The organism is Paenibacillus larvae subsp. larvae (assembly GCF_002003265.1).
Taxonomy (GTDB): domain Bacteria; phylum Bacillota; class Bacilli; order Paenibacillales; family NBRC-103111; genus Paenibacillus_H; species Paenibacillus_H larvae.
Window position 1 is genome coordinate 1336013 of the sequence record NZ_CP019687.1, and the last position, 14985, is coordinate 1350997.

Genomic DNA, 14985 nt, shown 5'->3' on the forward strand with positions numbered 1-14985 from the left:
TGCCTGGCATGACAATACTTTTATAATAAGATTTATAGTTTTACTAAGTATAGCAAATGTTTAGATTATAGAAAAACCCCTGGAACAAGTTGTCCCGGGGGCTATATGTCGAAGCTTGCTGAATCTAATAACTGATCACAATACCGCCTTCTCCGGCATAAGTGCCAATAACAGGACCCATATCGGAGATGATAACCTTGCGGAACGGGGCTTTTTGAACAATTTGCTCTATTATGGATTTAGCCCGTTCCTCACAATTGCTATGGGCAATACCGAGAATCGCTTTCTCGAAATCATGCGTTTTTTCCGTCACTTTTTCGATCAGCCTTTTCATAGCATTCTGACGGCCCCGTACTTTCTCGATAATCTCAAGTGTGCCTTCCGTACTTCCCTTCATCAAAAGCTTAATATTCAACACTGAAGCAACAGCACCACGTACCCGATCGAGTCTTCCTCCCTTTACAACATTTTCAAGCGTATCCAGACAGAAATAAGTAGGGATAGTATCGGAAATCATCTCGCCAGCCTTGCCTACAATCTGGTCAAAACTCATTCCGTCTTTGATCATCTTGGCGACGCGGTAAACAAGGAGGCCGAGGCCGACGGAAGTCGTTCTCGTATCCATGACAACTATACGGTTTTTATGCCCCTCTTCTTCAAACATTTGTTTGGCCATCTTAGCATGCTGATACGTACTGCTGAGTGAAGAGGAAAGCGCAAGTACAAGAATGTCCCGATCACCTGCCTGTACATATTCTTGAACGAATTGATAAGGAGATGGGCTGGATGTTTTGGGCAGTTCTTTTTCCGTTTTCATTTTATGGTAGAACAGCTCCATGTCCATGTCGGATGTAAACTCTTCTCCGGAAAAATGTACGGAAAGCGGAACAACCGTAATCCCCATTTCTTCGACCAGTTTTTTTGGCAAATCGGAACTTCCGTCCGTAATCAGTTTAATTGTCATGAATAAAATCACTCGCTTTTTTTTAACATGTTCACATAATTCCTGAACGGATTTGCCTGCTCGGAAAATTATGCGGGTATGTTTTATTTTTTAATATACAAAATACCAACGGTATTAGGACCGCAATGACTGGAAATCACACAGCCCGCTTTGGAAAGCAGAATTTCTTTGGCGTTTGTTTTCTCCGCCAGTTTTTCTTTCAGCATCTTGGCATCTTCTTCGGACATAGAGTGGGTCACACCTATGATCTCGGTATCCATATTAGGGACTTCCTTAAGTGCATTCTGGAGCATTTGATCCAATGCCTTTTCTCTTTTCCCCCTCACTTTGTAGGCCATAATCATGCCGCCATCTACTACCTTGATAACCGGACGGATTTTCAGCAGACTTCCAATAAAATTTTGCATTCCCGAGCAGCGGCCGCCCATATAAAGATAATCCAGTGTATCAATGACAAATTCCGTCTCCACTTTAGGGACCAGTTCCCTGATTTGCTGCTCAATATCGTGCGCCGAAAGCCCGGCTTCCGCCAATCTGGCTGCTTTGAGTACCAGTAAACCGATACCGGTGGACAAATTAAGGGAATCCACTACGGTAACTCTGCCCTCCGGAAACAGACCGGCTGCAATAACCGCATTTTGCATGGTGGAAGAAAGCTTCGACGACAGGGAGATGTACACAATGTGGTCTCCTTGTTCAATGTAAGGCTTAAAGCTCGCTTCAAAATCTGCCGGCGAAGGCGCTGCCGTCTTGGGAAGCTTCTTCGTCCGATCCACTAGCTTATACAGTTCCGGAGTAGTCAAATCCACTCCATCTTTGTAAGATTGATCATCAAATACCACATAAAGCGGAATAATTCCGATCCCGTATTTCTCTATAATCTCTGGTGGTAAATCACTTGTGCTGTCAGCGAAAATTTTAATCGCCATGAAAAATCCTCCTGACCTTATAATCTCTATGTAGCCCGTTCCGTAAGAATACGGGAACCTAAAGCAGTCTTTTTGTTCTAAAGGACTTTGCTCAGGAAGCTTTGGGTACGCTCATGTTTCGGATGCGAAAAGATCTCTTCCGGTGTTCCCTCTTCCACAATAAAACCGCCGTCCATAAAAAGTACACGGTCTCCTACTTCTTTGGCGAAACCCATCTCGTGCGTAACCACGACCATTGTCATTCCGCTTCTGGCCAAATCTTTCATAACCTCCAAAACTTCCCCAACCATTTCAGGGTCAAGTGCGGAAGTTGGTTCATCGAACAGCATAACGTCAGGGGACATGGCCAGGGCACGGGCAATCGCAATCCGCTGTTTCTGACCGCCTGACAACTGGTCGGGATAACTGTTTGCTTTATCCTCCAGCCCTACTTTACGTAATAAATCATAGGCGGTTTCATTTGCTTCATCAATGGGAATATTTTTCAGCTTGCGCGGGGCGAGCGTAATATTTTGCAGAATGAACAAATGGGGGAACAGGTTAAACTGCTGAAATACCATGCCCATCTTTTGTCTCAGTTTATTGATATTTGTCTCTTTGCTTGTTATGGGGATGCCTTCAAAAATAATTTCCCCGTCGGTCGGGGTTTCAAGCATATTCAAACACCGGAGAAATGTGCTTTTACCGGATCCGCTCGGCCCGATCACAACCACGACTTCCCCTTGCCTGATCTCGGTATGGACACCTTTTAAAACCTCAAGCTTGCCAAAATATTTATGAAGATTGTTTATTTTAAGCACGTTTTATTCTCCTTTCAAACTTACCCAGCAGCTTCGACAGCGTAAATGTCATAATAAAGTAAACAACCGCTGCGACGATAAGTGGTTCGAAAGCTTTGTAAGTAACCCCTCTGACGGTATCGGCATTGAACATCAGGTCGGTTATGCCGACAATGGATACGATGGAGGATTCCTTAATGATCACAATGAATTCATTTCCGAGGGCAGGCAAAATGTTGCGGATCGCTTGCGGAATTATAATTAATTTCATAGCCATATTATGAGTCATTCCCAGAGAACGGGCCGCTTCCATTTGTCCTTTATCTATGGATTCAATTCCCGCACGGAAAATTTCTGCCACATAAGCCGCACTATTCAATGTCAAAGCGGCAATCCCCGAAACCATGCCCGGAAGGCTTATACCAAATTGAGGCAGTGCGAAGTAAATAATATATAGCTGGACAAGAAGAGGTGTACCCCGCAGAAATTCAATATAAGCAGCAGCAATTCCTTTCACGATCTTAATCTTGGAAATCCGCATCAAACATATGAAAATGCCAAGAATCGTACCGCAAATAACGGTGAAGAACGCCAGAACCAGTGTGTATCCGGCACCTTTCAGGAACATCGGCCAATATGTGGCCAAAAACGAAAAATCCAAATCCATTATACAACTTCCTTTCTTCAGCTTAGGAATTTTATCCTTATATTCCTTTATTCTCTAAGATACCGCAAAAACAGAAAATAGCGGAGGATATCCGCTATTTTCTGCTCACATACAGGAAACAAATTACTCAGACTGTTTGGTCGCTTCTTCAATAAACTGATCCATCTTCTTCTCGTCTTTCAGGCGTTTTAACGTTTTGTTCACCTGGTCCACTAATTCCTTATTCCCTTTTTTGATGGCGACAGCTGATCCCGTATCTTCAGCCTGTAAGGTTAAATCGGTAATAGCAAGACCCTTGTTCGCTTTTACATAATTGGCAGCCACCGGTTTTTCAATAATGGACGCATCGGCTCTTTTATTTTTCAACTCTTGAATCAAGTCACCGATTTTGCCCAGTTCCTGGAGATCAGCACCCTCAATTCGTTTAGCAATTTCTTCCTGAATCGATCCTTTTTGGATCACAATTTTCTTTCCTTTTAAATCCTCAGGATTTTTATATTTATCTTTGTTTTCTTCCAAAGTTACTACCGCATGTTGAGCAGTATAGTAAATATCGGAGAAATCCACATTTTTCTGGCGTTCCGGAGTTGGTGTCATCCCTGCAATGACAATATCCGCAGTCCCGGATTGAAGAGCGGCGAGAAGCGCATCATATCTCATATCTTTTACTTCCAGCTCTTTTCCCATATCTTTGGCTATTTCTTTTGCTATTTCAATATCAAACCCAATAATGGAATCTTTACCGTCTACCAGCTTATGAAATTCATAAGGAGGATAATCCGCACTTGTAGCAAGCACTAATTTTCCGTTTGGAGCGGCAGTAGAAGCGGCATCACCCGCATTTTTGTCCTTTTGTCCGCAGCCTGCGATGAGACTTCCTGCTAGTACTAGTGATAACACGGACGCAGCAAGTTTTTTCATAATGAGACCTTCCCCTCTATTTTTTCTTTTCTATAATTAGGTTGCTATTCGAAAGTTCCCCCCGGGTGAATCCATTTTCTCTATCAGGAACACCCATGATTGTTGAATCCATTTCATAACTTGGATTTCCATCCGAACTGGTGCAAGATATAAATCTGCAGCGTATTTATCTACATCTTCTCCATTAAACGCTCACCAGTTGTTTTATGAATTTGATTCAGTTTATAAAAGAACTTGTATTATCATAAACGAAACTCTAATAATATGCAATCATATTCAAAGGAAAAAGTTTTTTATACAACGAATTCTATGAATATGCGCATAATTATGCAAATATACAATGGATAAGTCTTTCAGCGTCAATTCTGAATCCATTTTTTACTCCTCCCAAGCTCTCAAAAAAGAAGACGAATTTTGAAGGGATTATACGCCCGGTTACGTCTCATGTATTAGAAACAGGAAAAGATGATTTCACTGTTCTTTTAACCGGCGGCCTTTTCGCTGAATTAAGGTAACCCTCAGCCCATTAAGCTGCATACGTTGTTGTAAGTAGAAAGGAGATTGATTATGGAGTACAGCATCCGTGAAGAAATTGCCAATGCCATCAGTCATGGTATCGGTGTTTTGCTAAGTATCGGCGCATTAGCCGCTCTCCTTTTTTATTCCGTCCAGTACGGGGATGCCTGGCATATTGTCAGTGTCAGCATATTCGGAGCTTCATTAATTTTATTATATCTATGCTCCACACTAGTCCACAGCATTACTTACAAGCCGGCTAAAGACATTTTTGAGATTATGGACCACTCAGCCATATACGTCCTGATTGCAGGTACATATACTCCTTTTCTGCTTGTCAGCCTTAGAGGAACAATCGGCTGGACCCTGTTCAGCATAATTTGGGCCCTTGCGCTTGCCGGTATTGTATTTAAGATTTTTTATTGCAAAAAGTTTATTGTACTTTCTACTCTTCTGTACATTGCCATGGGATGGCTCATCATTTTTGCAATAAAACCGCTGGCTCAGCAATTAACCGCAGGAGGTATGATCTGGCTTGTTTCCGGTGGTATCCTCTATACAGTAGGAACTATTTTCTATGTATGGAGGCGTGTCCCCTTCCACCATGCTATCTGGCATCTTTTTGTTCTGGCAGGCAGTGTGTGCCACTTTTTCGCCGTCTTATTTTATGTAGTACCTTTTCCCCGCTGAAATACACTTTTTTTATCTGACAAGTTTCGCACGCTTGTTTTATATTTAACCGGATACCGGATTATTGCAAAAACTAAATCTTATTAAAAAGCTTGCTATCCCCGGGAAGCCCCAAACAATCAGTAGTTTTAAGGATAGGCAAGCTTTTTTCTATTTAGCAAACTTCTTTTTCCGGACGTGCCTTGTTCCATTCTTTTACGCAGCTAGAAGGTATGACTATACTTCCAAATTCATCTTTCTCCGCCAACTTTCCATATCCTGGAGTTTAAACTTCTCATTCTGCTCCTCTTTCACTTGATTTTTCCAACTCCATTGTATCCCAACCGGTTATGCCGTTACAATTATAGATAAATTGAGGATAGAAATCATGATAACGAATAAAAAAGGAGATCAGGCCTTTATGAAAACCAGGATTTTCGAGACTATTAATGCAAATGCGAAAAACTTCATCCAAATTTCCAAATATATCGGAGAGAACCCTGAACTTGGACATGAAGAGTTTAAAGCAGCTGCCGTACTGACCAAAGAATTGGAAGCACAAGGTTTTCAAGTAGAAAGGGGAATTCTGGACATTCCTACCTCATTCCTGGCCAACTATTCCTCCAGTAAGCCGGGGCCCACAGTCGCCCTTATAGCTGAGTATGATGCCCTTCCCGAAGTCGGCCACGCATGCGGGCATCATCTGATTTGCATGATGAGCATTGGGGCTGCGGTCGGACTAAAAGCAGTCATTGACGATATTGGAGGTACGATCCGGGTCTATGGTACACCTGCTGAAGAAACTAAAGGCGCCAAAGTCCCAATGGCCGCTGCCGGCCTTTTTGACGATGCAGATTTCGCCATGATGGCACACCCTTATTACGCTTATGAAAAATCAGGTGAATCCCTCGCAATGGACGCCCTTCAGTTTGCATATCGGGGACGGGCTGCCCATGCCGCAGCATCTCCTTATGACGGCATTAATGCGCTTGATGCGGTTATTCAATTATTCAATTCCATTAATGCCCTGCGCCAGCAGCTAAAAAGTGATGTCCGCATCCATGGGGTTATCACGGAAGGGGGAACAGCAGCCAATATTATTCCTGACTATGCAGTCGCACAGTTCTATATTCGTTCCGGAAGCCGCCCTTATACCGATGAAGTCGTCCAGAAGGTGATCCGCTGCGCGGAGGGAGCTGCTCTGCAAACAGGCTGTTCTCTGGAAGTCGCCAATTATGAATACTCGTATGATGAACTAAGAACCAACTATACGCTGTCCGATATTTTCACCAACAACTTGATTGAAATGGGGATCCCGGAAGAGTCCATTCAGGTTGGCAAGGATCATGGTTCTTTGGATCTCGGGAATGTATCTACGCGATGTCCGGCCATTCATCCTTATGTAAAAGTGATCGATGAAAAGCACCTGCTTCATTCCAAAGAATTCCGGGATCTGGCCATGCATGACCGGGCCTTCGAGGGGATGATCTTCTCTGCAAAAGTTTTGGCCGCAACTGCCTGTGACGTACTCACCAATCCGGAATTGCTTAAGAGGATAAAAGAAGAATTTGAAAACGCCAAGACACAAGGATCGTAACCGGATTTTAAATGGGAAGCCTCTCCCGGCCGGAAAACGGGTATCTGTTTTCCTCCTCCGGAGAGGCTTTTTTTACGAACCGGCAATCAATGGACCCTGCGCAATTCGAAGCGCTTGGCCATAACCGACAGTATATAATTGACAACAAAATACAGAATAGCTGCAAAAACAAAGACCGGTATAACATAATTGCTGTTTTGTGCCGTTACAATCTCGACATTCCGCATTAAGTCCGGTGCCGAGATGATGACGGCCAGAGAAGTATCCTTAAGCAATGAAATGAACTGGCTGACTGTTGGAGGTACCATCCTTTTGACCGCTTGGGGAAAAATGATGTGCCAGAGAGTCTGGATATAGGTCAGACCGGAAGAACGTGCCGCTTCAATCTGCCCTTTTTCTATGGAATTGAGTCCGCCACGGATAATTTCTGAAATCATCGCAGATTCAAATACAGTAAGGGCAATGATGGCCGATGTAATAACATCAAATTTAATCCCGACTTCGGGTAGGGCAAAGCGGACAAAGAAAATAATCAGCAGCAGCGGCAAATTCCGGATCATCTCGACCCATAGGAGTACAAGTTGGGAGACAACCGGGATCCGGGTATATCTCAAAATGCCCAGGATACTGCCGATGATAAAGCTGAGTACAATGGAAACCGCAGCCATCCATAGGGTAATGCCGAATCCTTCCATCAAAAAAGAGAAGTTGCCACTTGCAAAAACACCCTCAAAATTCAAGTACAATCACCCCTAAGCTTCCTCTTAATAATTCCGAGCTAATCTCCGTTCCAAAATGCTTATGATTAGGCTCAAAGGAATGGTCAGCAGAAGATAAAACATCGCCACGAAAATATAAGTTCCAAAAACTTTAAATGTTTCAGAGTTTATCAAATCCCCAAAATACATCAAATCCAAGCCGGCAACCACCCCAAGAACGGAAGAATTCTTAATCAGATTCAAAAACTGGTTGCCGAGAGGAGGGATTACAATCTTAATGGCTTGAAGCAGCACAATATACTGCATTGTTTGCAAATAGGTGAGCCCGGAAGATCTTCCTGCTTCTACTTGTCCTTTAGGAACGGCCAGAATACCGGCACGTATGGCTTCTGCTATAAAAGCAGAGGTGTAAATGGCAAGTCCTATAGTTCCAGCCTCAAAACCATCCAAATTCAAGCCCAAATTGCCTGAACCGAGATAAAAGAACATGACAATTAGAAGCAGGGGAATATTCCGGAAAAATTCCACATAAGCCGTTCCTATAATACGAAGCAGCCGAAAAGTAGAAATACGCATAACGGCAAAGATCACGCCAAGAACAAAACTGCCGGCAAGAGCGAGCAAACTGGCCTTGACGGTGTTTCCAAACCCTTCCATGTACAAATCCAGATGATCTGTCAAGATATTTATATCCAGCATTTTGTCATTCTCGCCTCTTTTCTGTATGAACTGAACGGGATGAGCAAAACCAGACGCTCATCCCGATTTCAGACTATTTTTTCGGCTTTTCTCCAATCCATTTCTCATAAATTTTGTCTGCTTCCCCGTTGGATTGCATTTCTTTGAGCAGGCCATTCACTTCTTTGAGAAATTCGGCTTCCCCTTTCTTGACTGCAATACCGTAAGGTTCGTCCGTGAATGGCTCTCCAACTACCTCGAAATTCGGGTCTTGCTTGACCATGCCATACAAAATGGAGTTATCTGTAGTCAGTGCATCCCCCTTACCCGCTTTCAATGCATTGAAAGCCTCCTGATAGTTTTCATACTCCAGCACCTGCACGCCTTCCGCCTTTTCTTTGATATTCTTTCCGGAAGTGGCTCCCTTCGCAGTCAAAACCTTGGTTCCTTTCCTGATGTCGCCGATGCCTTTAATCGGACTGCCCTTCTTCACAAGTAAGGATTGGCCCGCCTTAAAATATACATCAGAAAAATCTACCTGCTTCTTTCTCTCCTCCGAGATGGTCATTGTAGCAATAATGGCATCAATCTCCCCGTTGTCTAACATCGGGATACGGGTTTTGGAGTTCACTTCTTCTAACTCCAGTTTATTTTCATCACCCAGAAATTTTTTTGCCAAGGCCTTGGCAAAATCAACATCATAACCGGTGACTTCACCTGAAGCCGGGTCTTTTAATCCGAATAAGTTCGTGTCATATTTGACACCTACAATCAGTTTTCCGCGTTCCTTGATTTTTTGGAACGTTCCTCCGGCAGCGGTTTCTCCCCCGCTTTTGCCCGACGGTGAACTGCTCGCCCCGGCTTCCCCTTCCTTCTTGCCTCCACAGCCAACAAGGGCTAAAGCCACCAGCAGAAAAAGTACCATAATCTTGAATGATTTCTTCTTCATATAAGAATCCCCTTTCTCTCTATTAATGATTAAGTAAACGGCTGAGAAAAACGCGGGCACGCTCTTCACGCGGCTTCGCAAAAAAATCAGCCGGCAAGGCATCTTCTACAATCTGGCCCTGATCCATAAAAATGACCCGGTCTGCCACTTCCTTGGCAAATCCCATCTCGTGCGTAACGACAACCATTGTCATCCCTTCTTTTGCAAGGGCTTTCATGACATCAAGAACTTCTCCAATCATCTCCGGGTCCAACGCGGATGTTGGTTCGTCAAACAACATGATTTTCGGCTTCATAGCAAGACCTCTGGCAATGGCTACGCGCTGCTGCTGACCACCGGAAAGCTGGGAAGGATAGCTGTCGGCTTTCTCTGGTATCCCCACCTTTTCCAGATACATCCTGGCTGTTTTTTTAGCCTCCGCTTCGGAAATTCCCAAGACTTTGCGCGGAGCTAACGTAATGTTATCAATGACTTTTTTATGAGGATACAGGTTAAAATGTTGGAACACCATCCCTACGTGTTTGCGCAGTTCGTTAATGTTGGTTTTTCGATCATTCACTTTGATTCCGTCTACAATCAATTCTCCATCGTTTATGGTTTCGAGACGATTGATGCAGCGCAGCATCGTACTCTTTCCGGAACCCGAAGGCCCGATGACCACAACAACCTCCCCTTGCTTAATCTCCAGGTTTATGTCTTTCAGTACATGGAATTGGCCAAAATATTTATTGACCCTGGCAAATTTAATCATAGAATCCCCCTTGTTGCCGTATAAAGTAGAAAACTGAACACTCATTCATATTTTATAAAGAAATCATACATGGGTTAAAACTCCTTGACAATATTTTTGTAATTTAAGCCATTTTTTCATAAAAAGTCTATTTTCGGAAATCGGGAATGGATTTATTATAGAATTCTGATTTTCTTTTTTATCCATGATCCCTGATAAATTCAGCCTAACAATTCCATATATCCCCATGGTTTTATTTTCAAGTATATCTTATTTCATCCTGATCTTCTACTTATTTTTATAAAAAAAGTACCGGTAACTGTGGTTACCGGTACTTAAAAATCGTTGAGCTGTCAATGGCTTTAACCTGGTTTAATCCAAAACAGCCGCCATATGTTTTTTGGTAATAGACCAGTGGGAAGTGTTCCAATAAGAAGCCTTATCTTTTACATAAATAATCTGCGGGGATTCGTGCTTCACCTTTAGATCCCCGGCAATCTGATTGGAGACAGGACGTGATTCAATCACCTTTACCAGATAATACTTCACTTGCTCATTGGGTCTTCCGGACAGATACTCCTCATATTCTTCAAGAGCGCTGGCACTCACGGGACATGTAGTGCTATGCTTGAGAATGACAAAAGGTTGCTCATCTGAATGGGCAAACAGATCATTCCATTCCTGGATTTCGCTAATCTCCTTCCACGCTGTCATGGTTCAACTCTCCTTTTCACTTTTTCCGTATTTCTTCCGGACATGAATTTACTAGATTTATTATAGGAAAGTGACCCGGGAATGTCCATCAGTCGATGATGCGAAAGCTGCCCATCCCCATAGTTCCCAGATCCCCGTACTCATCCGTTACCCGCCCTGTTGCGGTGATTATTTTACGGGATTCATGAACCACCTCGGCCGTTACAAACAGAGGGCCTTCTTTTAAGGGTGAAACAAAATGCGCATTCAAGTTTGTCGTGACTACCTTATCCTTCGGCCTTGCCAGCATCACAGCCATTCCCATGGCATTATCCAGCAGGGAGGAAGTCACTCCTCCATGGACGATGCCAATCAGATTCAAATGCTTTTTTTTGGCGTCCAACCGTATTTTTACGCCTTCGGAATTGACTTCCACAAGTTCGCAGCCTAGGTGATCCCAGAATGTACCTTCCGCTGCTTTCATCATTCTCTGCATGATCGCTTCCGGGATGTGAATTCCGCCCGGATTCCCGTTTTCCATCCGTCAACTCTCCTTCCTGCTGAAATCTGGTGCTTCTGTTAGGTTTGTTACTATTCTATCACAGTCCGGAAAAAAAGCCCCTTTCGGGGCTTATTTCAAAAATGGACTTATGATAGATCCATCAACCCATTTTTTGATTTTCCATTTCTTCCTCCAGGAGCCTGCGACGGAGTACTTTTCCAACCAGTGTCTTTGGCAGGGAGTCCCTGAATTCGTACATTCGGGGAACTTTATAGGCAGCCAGCCGTTCCCGGCACCATTTGTTCAGCTCCTCCTTGCTGATAGGAGCTCCCTCACGCGGCACGATGAAGGCTTTGACTGTTTCTCCCCTGTAAGGATCCGGAACTCCTGCCACGATAGCCTCTTTCACATGCGGATGTTCATACAGGACCTCTTCAATCTCTCTGGGATAAATATTGAATCCGCTTGCGATTATCATATCTTTCTTCCTGTCCACGATGAAGAAATATCCATCCTCATCCATGGTTCCCATGTCTCCTGTAAACAGCCAGCCGTCCCGTAATGTCTGACGGGTCTCCTCATCGCGGTTCCAGTACCCCTTCATTACCTGAGGACCCTTGATAATAAGTTCCCCGATTTCACCGACCGGAAGTTCTTCCGCCGTAACAGGGTCAACGATTTTGGCGTCGGTATCAGGTACTGGAATGCCAATGGACCCAAGCTTCCTTTTTTCCCAGATCGGGTTCACATGAGCGACCGGAGAAGACTCCGTCAACCCGTACCCTTCAATAAGCCGTCCCCCGCTCAGCTGCTCAAAGCGTTCCTGGACCTCAAGGGGAAGTGCAGCTGAACCGCTGACACATACATTGATGGATGACAGATCATAATCTTCAATCTTTGCATGGTTGATCAAGGAAATGTACATAGTTGGTGCCCCGGGAAAGAGCGTGGGACGCATCTTCGTAATCGTTTTCAAAACAAGATCAACATCAAACTTGGGCACAATTACCAGCTTGCCTGCGATGGACACAGACTGGTTCATCAGAACGGTCATGCCAAACACATGGAAAAAAGGCAAAGCCGCCAGAAAGACTTCCTCTCCCGGAACTGCCCTGTAAAACCAATTGTTGATTTGGACAGCGTTTGCCAGTAGGTTATAATGCGTCAGCATAACCCCTTTGGATAAACCGGTTGTTCCACCTGTATATTGAAGAAGAGCCAAATCATTCTCCGCATCCACTTCCTCATAGACGGCTATATTCGGTGAAGCCGCAATCAGTTCTTTAAAAGAAAAAATGCCTTCTCCCTGGGGCACCTTTGCTAAGGTGCCCTCCTTTTTGGCTTTCAGGGTGAATAACAGATTTTTGGGAAAAGGCAGGTAATCTTTCACTCCCGTGACAATCACATGCTTGAGTTTGGTCTTGGGCCATACATTCTGTACACGCTCCAGTACCATATCCAATACCACGATAGCTACCGATCCGGAGTCCACTAGCTGGTGCTCCAGCTCACGCTCCATATACAGAGGATTGGTCTGAACCACAATGGCACCAATCAGCAGAGCACCGTAGTAAGCGATGATGGACTGCGGACTGTTCGGAAGCATAATGGCAATGCGTTCCCCTTTGCGTATACCAAGACCGATTAATCCGTTTGCAAACCGGTAACATTCTTCCAGCAGTTCCTCGTAGGTCATTTTCTTTCCCATGAAATATAGAGCATCCTTCTTGGGGAATTCCTCCGCCGAGGAAATCAATAACTTTGCCAAATTATGTTTGGGATACTCGTAAGTCGTGGCAGTCTCACTCGGGTAATGTGAATGCCAAGGCCTTTCCGTATTCATACACGATCATCCCTTCCAGGGTTTACAAACCGCTTAGACCACATATTTTTCCGCTTGAATGACTCGCTGTGCAATCTCCCTTTTCAGGCTTATCGTGTTGATCGGAGAAGTGCGCGTCAATCTCTTCACCATAGACAGCCCGGTCCGCAGCATATCCCCTTCTTCTACCATGACAAGGCATTGCTTGGCAATTGCTTCAATTTTGGCAAATGCCTCGTGCAAATAAACTTCCGTCATTTGAATCGCATTCTTCGCTTTGTCTTCCCCTTGGCGTGCAATCAGTTTCTTCGTACGGAGCAGGACACTTTCCATCGCATAAATTTCAATCATCAAATCGGCCAGGTTGCTCAGCATCTCCTGTTCCTTCTCAATATTCGCCTGTAACTTCTGCACTGCCATTCCGCCAACCATGAGGAACAGCTTTTTCGCCTGGGCAAGCAGATGGGATTCCTGCTCCAGTGTTCCTTCGAAAGATTGAGACCCCGGAGTCATGCTCATCATTTCGCTTTGCAGACTCTGTACCTTCTGCAGAAGAGGAAGTTCCCCTTTCATTGCTTTCTTGAGTAGAGTACCCGGAATTAGCATACGGTTAATCTCATTGGTTCCTTCAAAAATACGGTTGATTCTGGAATCCCTATAGATACGTTCCACCTTATATTCCTGGGTAAAACCGTATCCTCCATGAATTTGTACCGCTTCATCCGCAACAAAATCCAGTACTTCGGAAGCAAATACCTTATTAATAGAACATTCCAAGGCATATTCAGCAATTCCTTTGGCGGACTGCTTGCCGGCGTCAGGGCTGCTGTGGTCAAGGTCCTTGAGAATGTGGTCAATAAGCCCGGAGGTCCGATAAACCATACTTTCCGCCACGAAGGTACGGATATTCATATCCGCCAGCTTTTTGCCGATGAGAGGGAAAGAAGATATTTCGGTTCCAAATTGCTTGCGGGTATTTGCATACTTTACGCTATGCTCGATAGCCTCTTTTGCTCCGCCCAAGCAGCCCGCACCGAGTTTGAATCTCCCAATGTTCAAAATGTTGAACGCAATAATATGGCCCCGGCCCACTTCACCGAGCAAATTCTCAACAGGTACTTTGCAGTCCTCGAAATAAAGAGGGCGAGTGGAAGAACCCTTAATTCCCATCTTCTTCTCTTCAGGTCCCAGTGAAAAACCGGGCATCTCTTTTTCTACGATAAACGCACTGAAGTCTTTACCGTCCACTTTCGCATATACGATGAAGATGTCCGCAAACCCTGCATTGGTAATAAAGATTTTAGAACCGTTCAAAATGTAATGCTGGCCGTCTTCCGACAGCTTAGCCGTTGTTTTCGCACCAAGGGCGTCTGAACCCGAAGCTGGTTCCGTCAGGCAGTAGGCTGCGATTTTCTCGCCTGTAGCCAGCTGGGGAAGATATTTTTTCTTTTGTTCAGGTGTACCGAAAAAGACAATAGGAAGAGTACCGATTCCAACGTGTGCACCTACGGATAATCCGAATGAAGCGGCTCTTGCCAATGTTTCACTGATAATGGTGGAGCTCACCTTATCCAGGCCAAGACCGTCATACTCTTCCGGCACATCCGCACTCAGCAATCCGAGTTCTCCTGCTTTTTTCAACAGGTCCAGCGTTAATTCATAATCGAGCTTTTCAATTTCCTCATCTTTCGGAAGAACTTCCCCTTCCAGAAAATCAACCGTCGTCTGCAAAATCATACGCTGTTCTTCATTGAAATCCTCCGGCGTTACAACAAGTTCCGAATCAATGTCATCCAAAACAAAGCTTCCGCCAGCAATTTTCGTTTCGATCATGGCAAACCCTCTCCTTA

15 protein-coding genes are annotated in these 14985 nt (G+C 44.4%); 2 read left to right on the plus strand and 13 right to left on the minus strand.

What is annotated here, in order from left to right; genetic code table 11:
- Positions 1 to 124: 124 nt before the first annotated feature.
- The 5 genes from BXP28_RS06745 to BXP28_RS06765 all read right to left on the minus strand — a co-directional run bounded on the left by BXP28_RS06745 (position 125) and on the right by BXP28_RS06765 (position 4260).
- On the minus strand, positions 125 to 964 hold the full coding sequence (locus tag BXP28_RS06745) for a DegV family protein (protein WP_036654460.1): 840 nt from the start codon (positions 962 to 964) through the stop codon (positions 125 to 127).
- Positions 965 to 1047: 83 nt separating this feature from the next.
- Positions 1048 to 1893, minus strand: coding sequence for a DegV family protein (locus BXP28_RS06750; protein WP_023482520.1), 846 nt, complete (start codon positions 1891 to 1893; stop codon positions 1048 to 1050).
- 77 nt (positions 1894 to 1970) lie between these two features.
- The gene (locus BXP28_RS06755) at positions 1971 to 2693 is read right to left on the minus strand and encodes an amino acid ABC transporter ATP-binding protein (protein WP_023482519.1); all 723 of its coding nucleotides are present in this window, start codon (positions 2691 to 2693) and stop codon (positions 1971 to 1973) included.
- Complete coding sequence (locus BXP28_RS06760; protein WP_024093880.1) at positions 2686 to 3339, minus strand: amino acid ABC transporter permease; 654 nt, start codon at positions 3337 to 3339, stop codon at positions 2686 to 2688. Before BXP28_RS06760 ends, BXP28_RS06755 begins: the two co-directional genes overlap by 8 nt.
- A 123-nt stretch (positions 3340 to 3462) precedes the next feature.
- Entirely contained in the window at positions 3463 to 4260 is a 798-nt protein-coding gene (locus tag BXP28_RS06765) for a transporter substrate-binding domain-containing protein (protein ID WP_023482517.1), read from the minus strand.
- A 567-nt stretch (positions 4261 to 4827) separates the two neighbouring features.
- Between BXP28_RS06765 and trhA the strand changes: the two genes are divergently transcribed.
- The gene (gene trhA, locus BXP28_RS06770) at positions 4828 to 5466 is read left to right on the plus strand and encodes a PAQR family membrane homeostasis protein TrhA (protein WP_024093878.1); all 639 of its coding nucleotides are present in this window, start codon (positions 4828 to 4830) and stop codon (positions 5464 to 5466) included.
- A 400-nt stretch (positions 5467 to 5866) separates the two neighbouring features.
- A complete protein-coding gene (locus BXP28_RS06775; protein WP_036656750.1) occupies positions 5867 to 7042 on the plus strand; it encodes a M20 family metallopeptidase in 1176 nt (391 codons plus the stop codon).
- A gap of 86 nt (positions 7043 to 7128) precedes the next feature.
- Here the strand turns inward: BXP28_RS06775 and BXP28_RS06780 are convergent, their stop codons facing one another.
- The 8 genes from BXP28_RS06780 to BXP28_RS06815 all read right to left on the minus strand — a co-directional run bounded on the left by BXP28_RS06780 (position 7129) and on the right by BXP28_RS06815 (position 14968).
- Positions 7129 to 7782, minus strand: coding sequence for an amino acid ABC transporter permease (locus BXP28_RS06780; protein ID WP_036654464.1), 654 nt, complete (start codon positions 7780 to 7782; stop codon positions 7129 to 7131).
- A 24-nt stretch (positions 7783 to 7806) separates the two neighbouring features.
- Positions 7807 to 8460: an amino acid ABC transporter permease gene (locus BXP28_RS06785; protein ID WP_023483358.1), complete on the minus strand. Its 654-nt coding sequence runs from the start codon at positions 8458 to 8460 to the stop codon at positions 7807 to 7809.
- A gap of 73 nt (positions 8461 to 8533) precedes the next feature.
- Positions 8534 to 9388 carry a transporter substrate-binding domain-containing protein gene (locus BXP28_RS06790; RefSeq protein WP_023483357.1) on the minus strand — a complete coding sequence of 285 codons (855 nt, stop codon included), beginning with the start codon at positions 9386 to 9388 and terminating at the stop codon, positions 8534 to 8536.
- A 22-nt stretch (positions 9389 to 9410) separates the two neighbouring features.
- The gene (locus BXP28_RS06795; RefSeq protein WP_036654468.1) at positions 9411 to 10139 is read right to left on the minus strand and encodes an amino acid ABC transporter ATP-binding protein; all 729 of its coding nucleotides are present in this window, start codon (positions 10137 to 10139) and stop codon (positions 9411 to 9413) included.
- Between the two features lie 351 nt (positions 10140 to 10490).
- Positions 10491 to 10832: a bacillithiol system redox-active protein YtxJ gene (gene ytxJ / locus BXP28_RS06800; protein ID WP_023483355.1), complete on the minus strand. Its 342-nt coding sequence runs from the start codon at positions 10830 to 10832 to the stop codon at positions 10491 to 10493.
- 88 nt (positions 10833 to 10920) lie between these two features.
- Positions 10921 to 11352: a PaaI family thioesterase gene (locus BXP28_RS06805; RefSeq protein WP_023483354.1), complete on the minus strand. Its 432-nt coding sequence runs from the start codon at positions 11350 to 11352 to the stop codon at positions 10921 to 10923.
- Positions 11353 to 11473: 121 nt separating this feature from the next.
- Positions 11474 to 13156 (minus strand): long-chain-fatty-acid--CoA ligase, encoded by a 1683-nt coding sequence (locus BXP28_RS06810; protein WP_036654471.1) that lies wholly within the window; start codon positions 13154 to 13156, stop codon positions 11474 to 11476.
- A gap of 33 nt (positions 13157 to 13189) precedes the next feature.
- Positions 13190 to 14968, minus strand: a complete 1779-nt coding sequence (locus BXP28_RS06815) for an acyl-CoA dehydrogenase FadE (RefSeq protein ID WP_023483352.1) — start codon at positions 14966 to 14968, stop codon at positions 13190 to 13192.
- Positions 14969 to 14985 lie beyond the last annotated feature (17 nt).

Bases quoted from the DNA above. Each gene is read 5' to 3' on its own strand.
- BXP28_RS06745 (WP_036654460.1), bottom strand. From the start codon at position 964: ATGACAATTAAACTGATTACGGACGGAAGTTCCGATTTGCCAAAAAAA.
- BXP28_RS06750 (WP_023482520.1), bottom strand. From the start codon at position 1,893: ATGGCGATTAAAATTTTCGCTGACAGCACAAGTGATTTACCACCAGAG.
- BXP28_RS06760 (WP_024093880.1), bottom strand. From the start codon at position 3,339: ATGGATTTGGATTTTTCGTTTTTGGCCACATATTGGCCGATGTTCCTG.
- BXP28_RS06765 (WP_023482517.1), bottom strand. From the start codon at position 4,260: ATGAAAAAACTTGCTGCGTCCGTGTTATCACTAGTACTAGCAGGAAGT.
- trhA (WP_024093878.1), top strand. From the start codon at position 4,828: ATGGAGTACAGCATCCGTGAAGAAATTGCCAATGCCATCAGTCATGGT.
- BXP28_RS06775 (WP_036656750.1), top strand. From the start codon at position 5,867: ATGAAAACCAGGATTTTCGAGACTATTAATGCAAATGCGAAAAACTTC.
- BXP28_RS06785 (WP_023483358.1), bottom strand. From the start codon at position 8,460: ATGCTGGATATAAATATCTTGACAGATCATCTGGATTTGTACATGGAA.
- BXP28_RS06790 (WP_023483357.1), bottom strand. From the start codon at position 9,388: ATGAAGAAGAAATCATTCAAGATTATGGTACTTTTTCTGCTGGTGGCT.
- BXP28_RS06795 (WP_036654468.1), bottom strand. From the start codon at position 10,139: ATGATTAAATTTGCCAGGGTCAATAAATATTTTGGCCAATTCCATGTA.
- ytxJ (WP_023483355.1), bottom strand. From the start codon at position 10,832: ATGACAGCGTGGAAGGAGATTAGCGAAATCCAGGAATGGAATGATCTG.
- BXP28_RS06805 (WP_023483354.1), bottom strand. From the start codon at position 11,352: ATGGAAAACGGGAATCCGGGCGGAATTCACATCCCGGAAGCGATCATG.
- BXP28_RS06810 (WP_036654471.1), bottom strand. From the start codon at position 13,156: ATGAATACGGAAAGGCCTTGGCATTCACATTACCCGAGTGAGACTGCC.
- BXP28_RS06815 (WP_023483352.1), bottom strand. From the start codon at position 14,968: ATGATCGAAACGAAAATTGCTGGCGGAAGCTTTGTTTTGGATGACATT.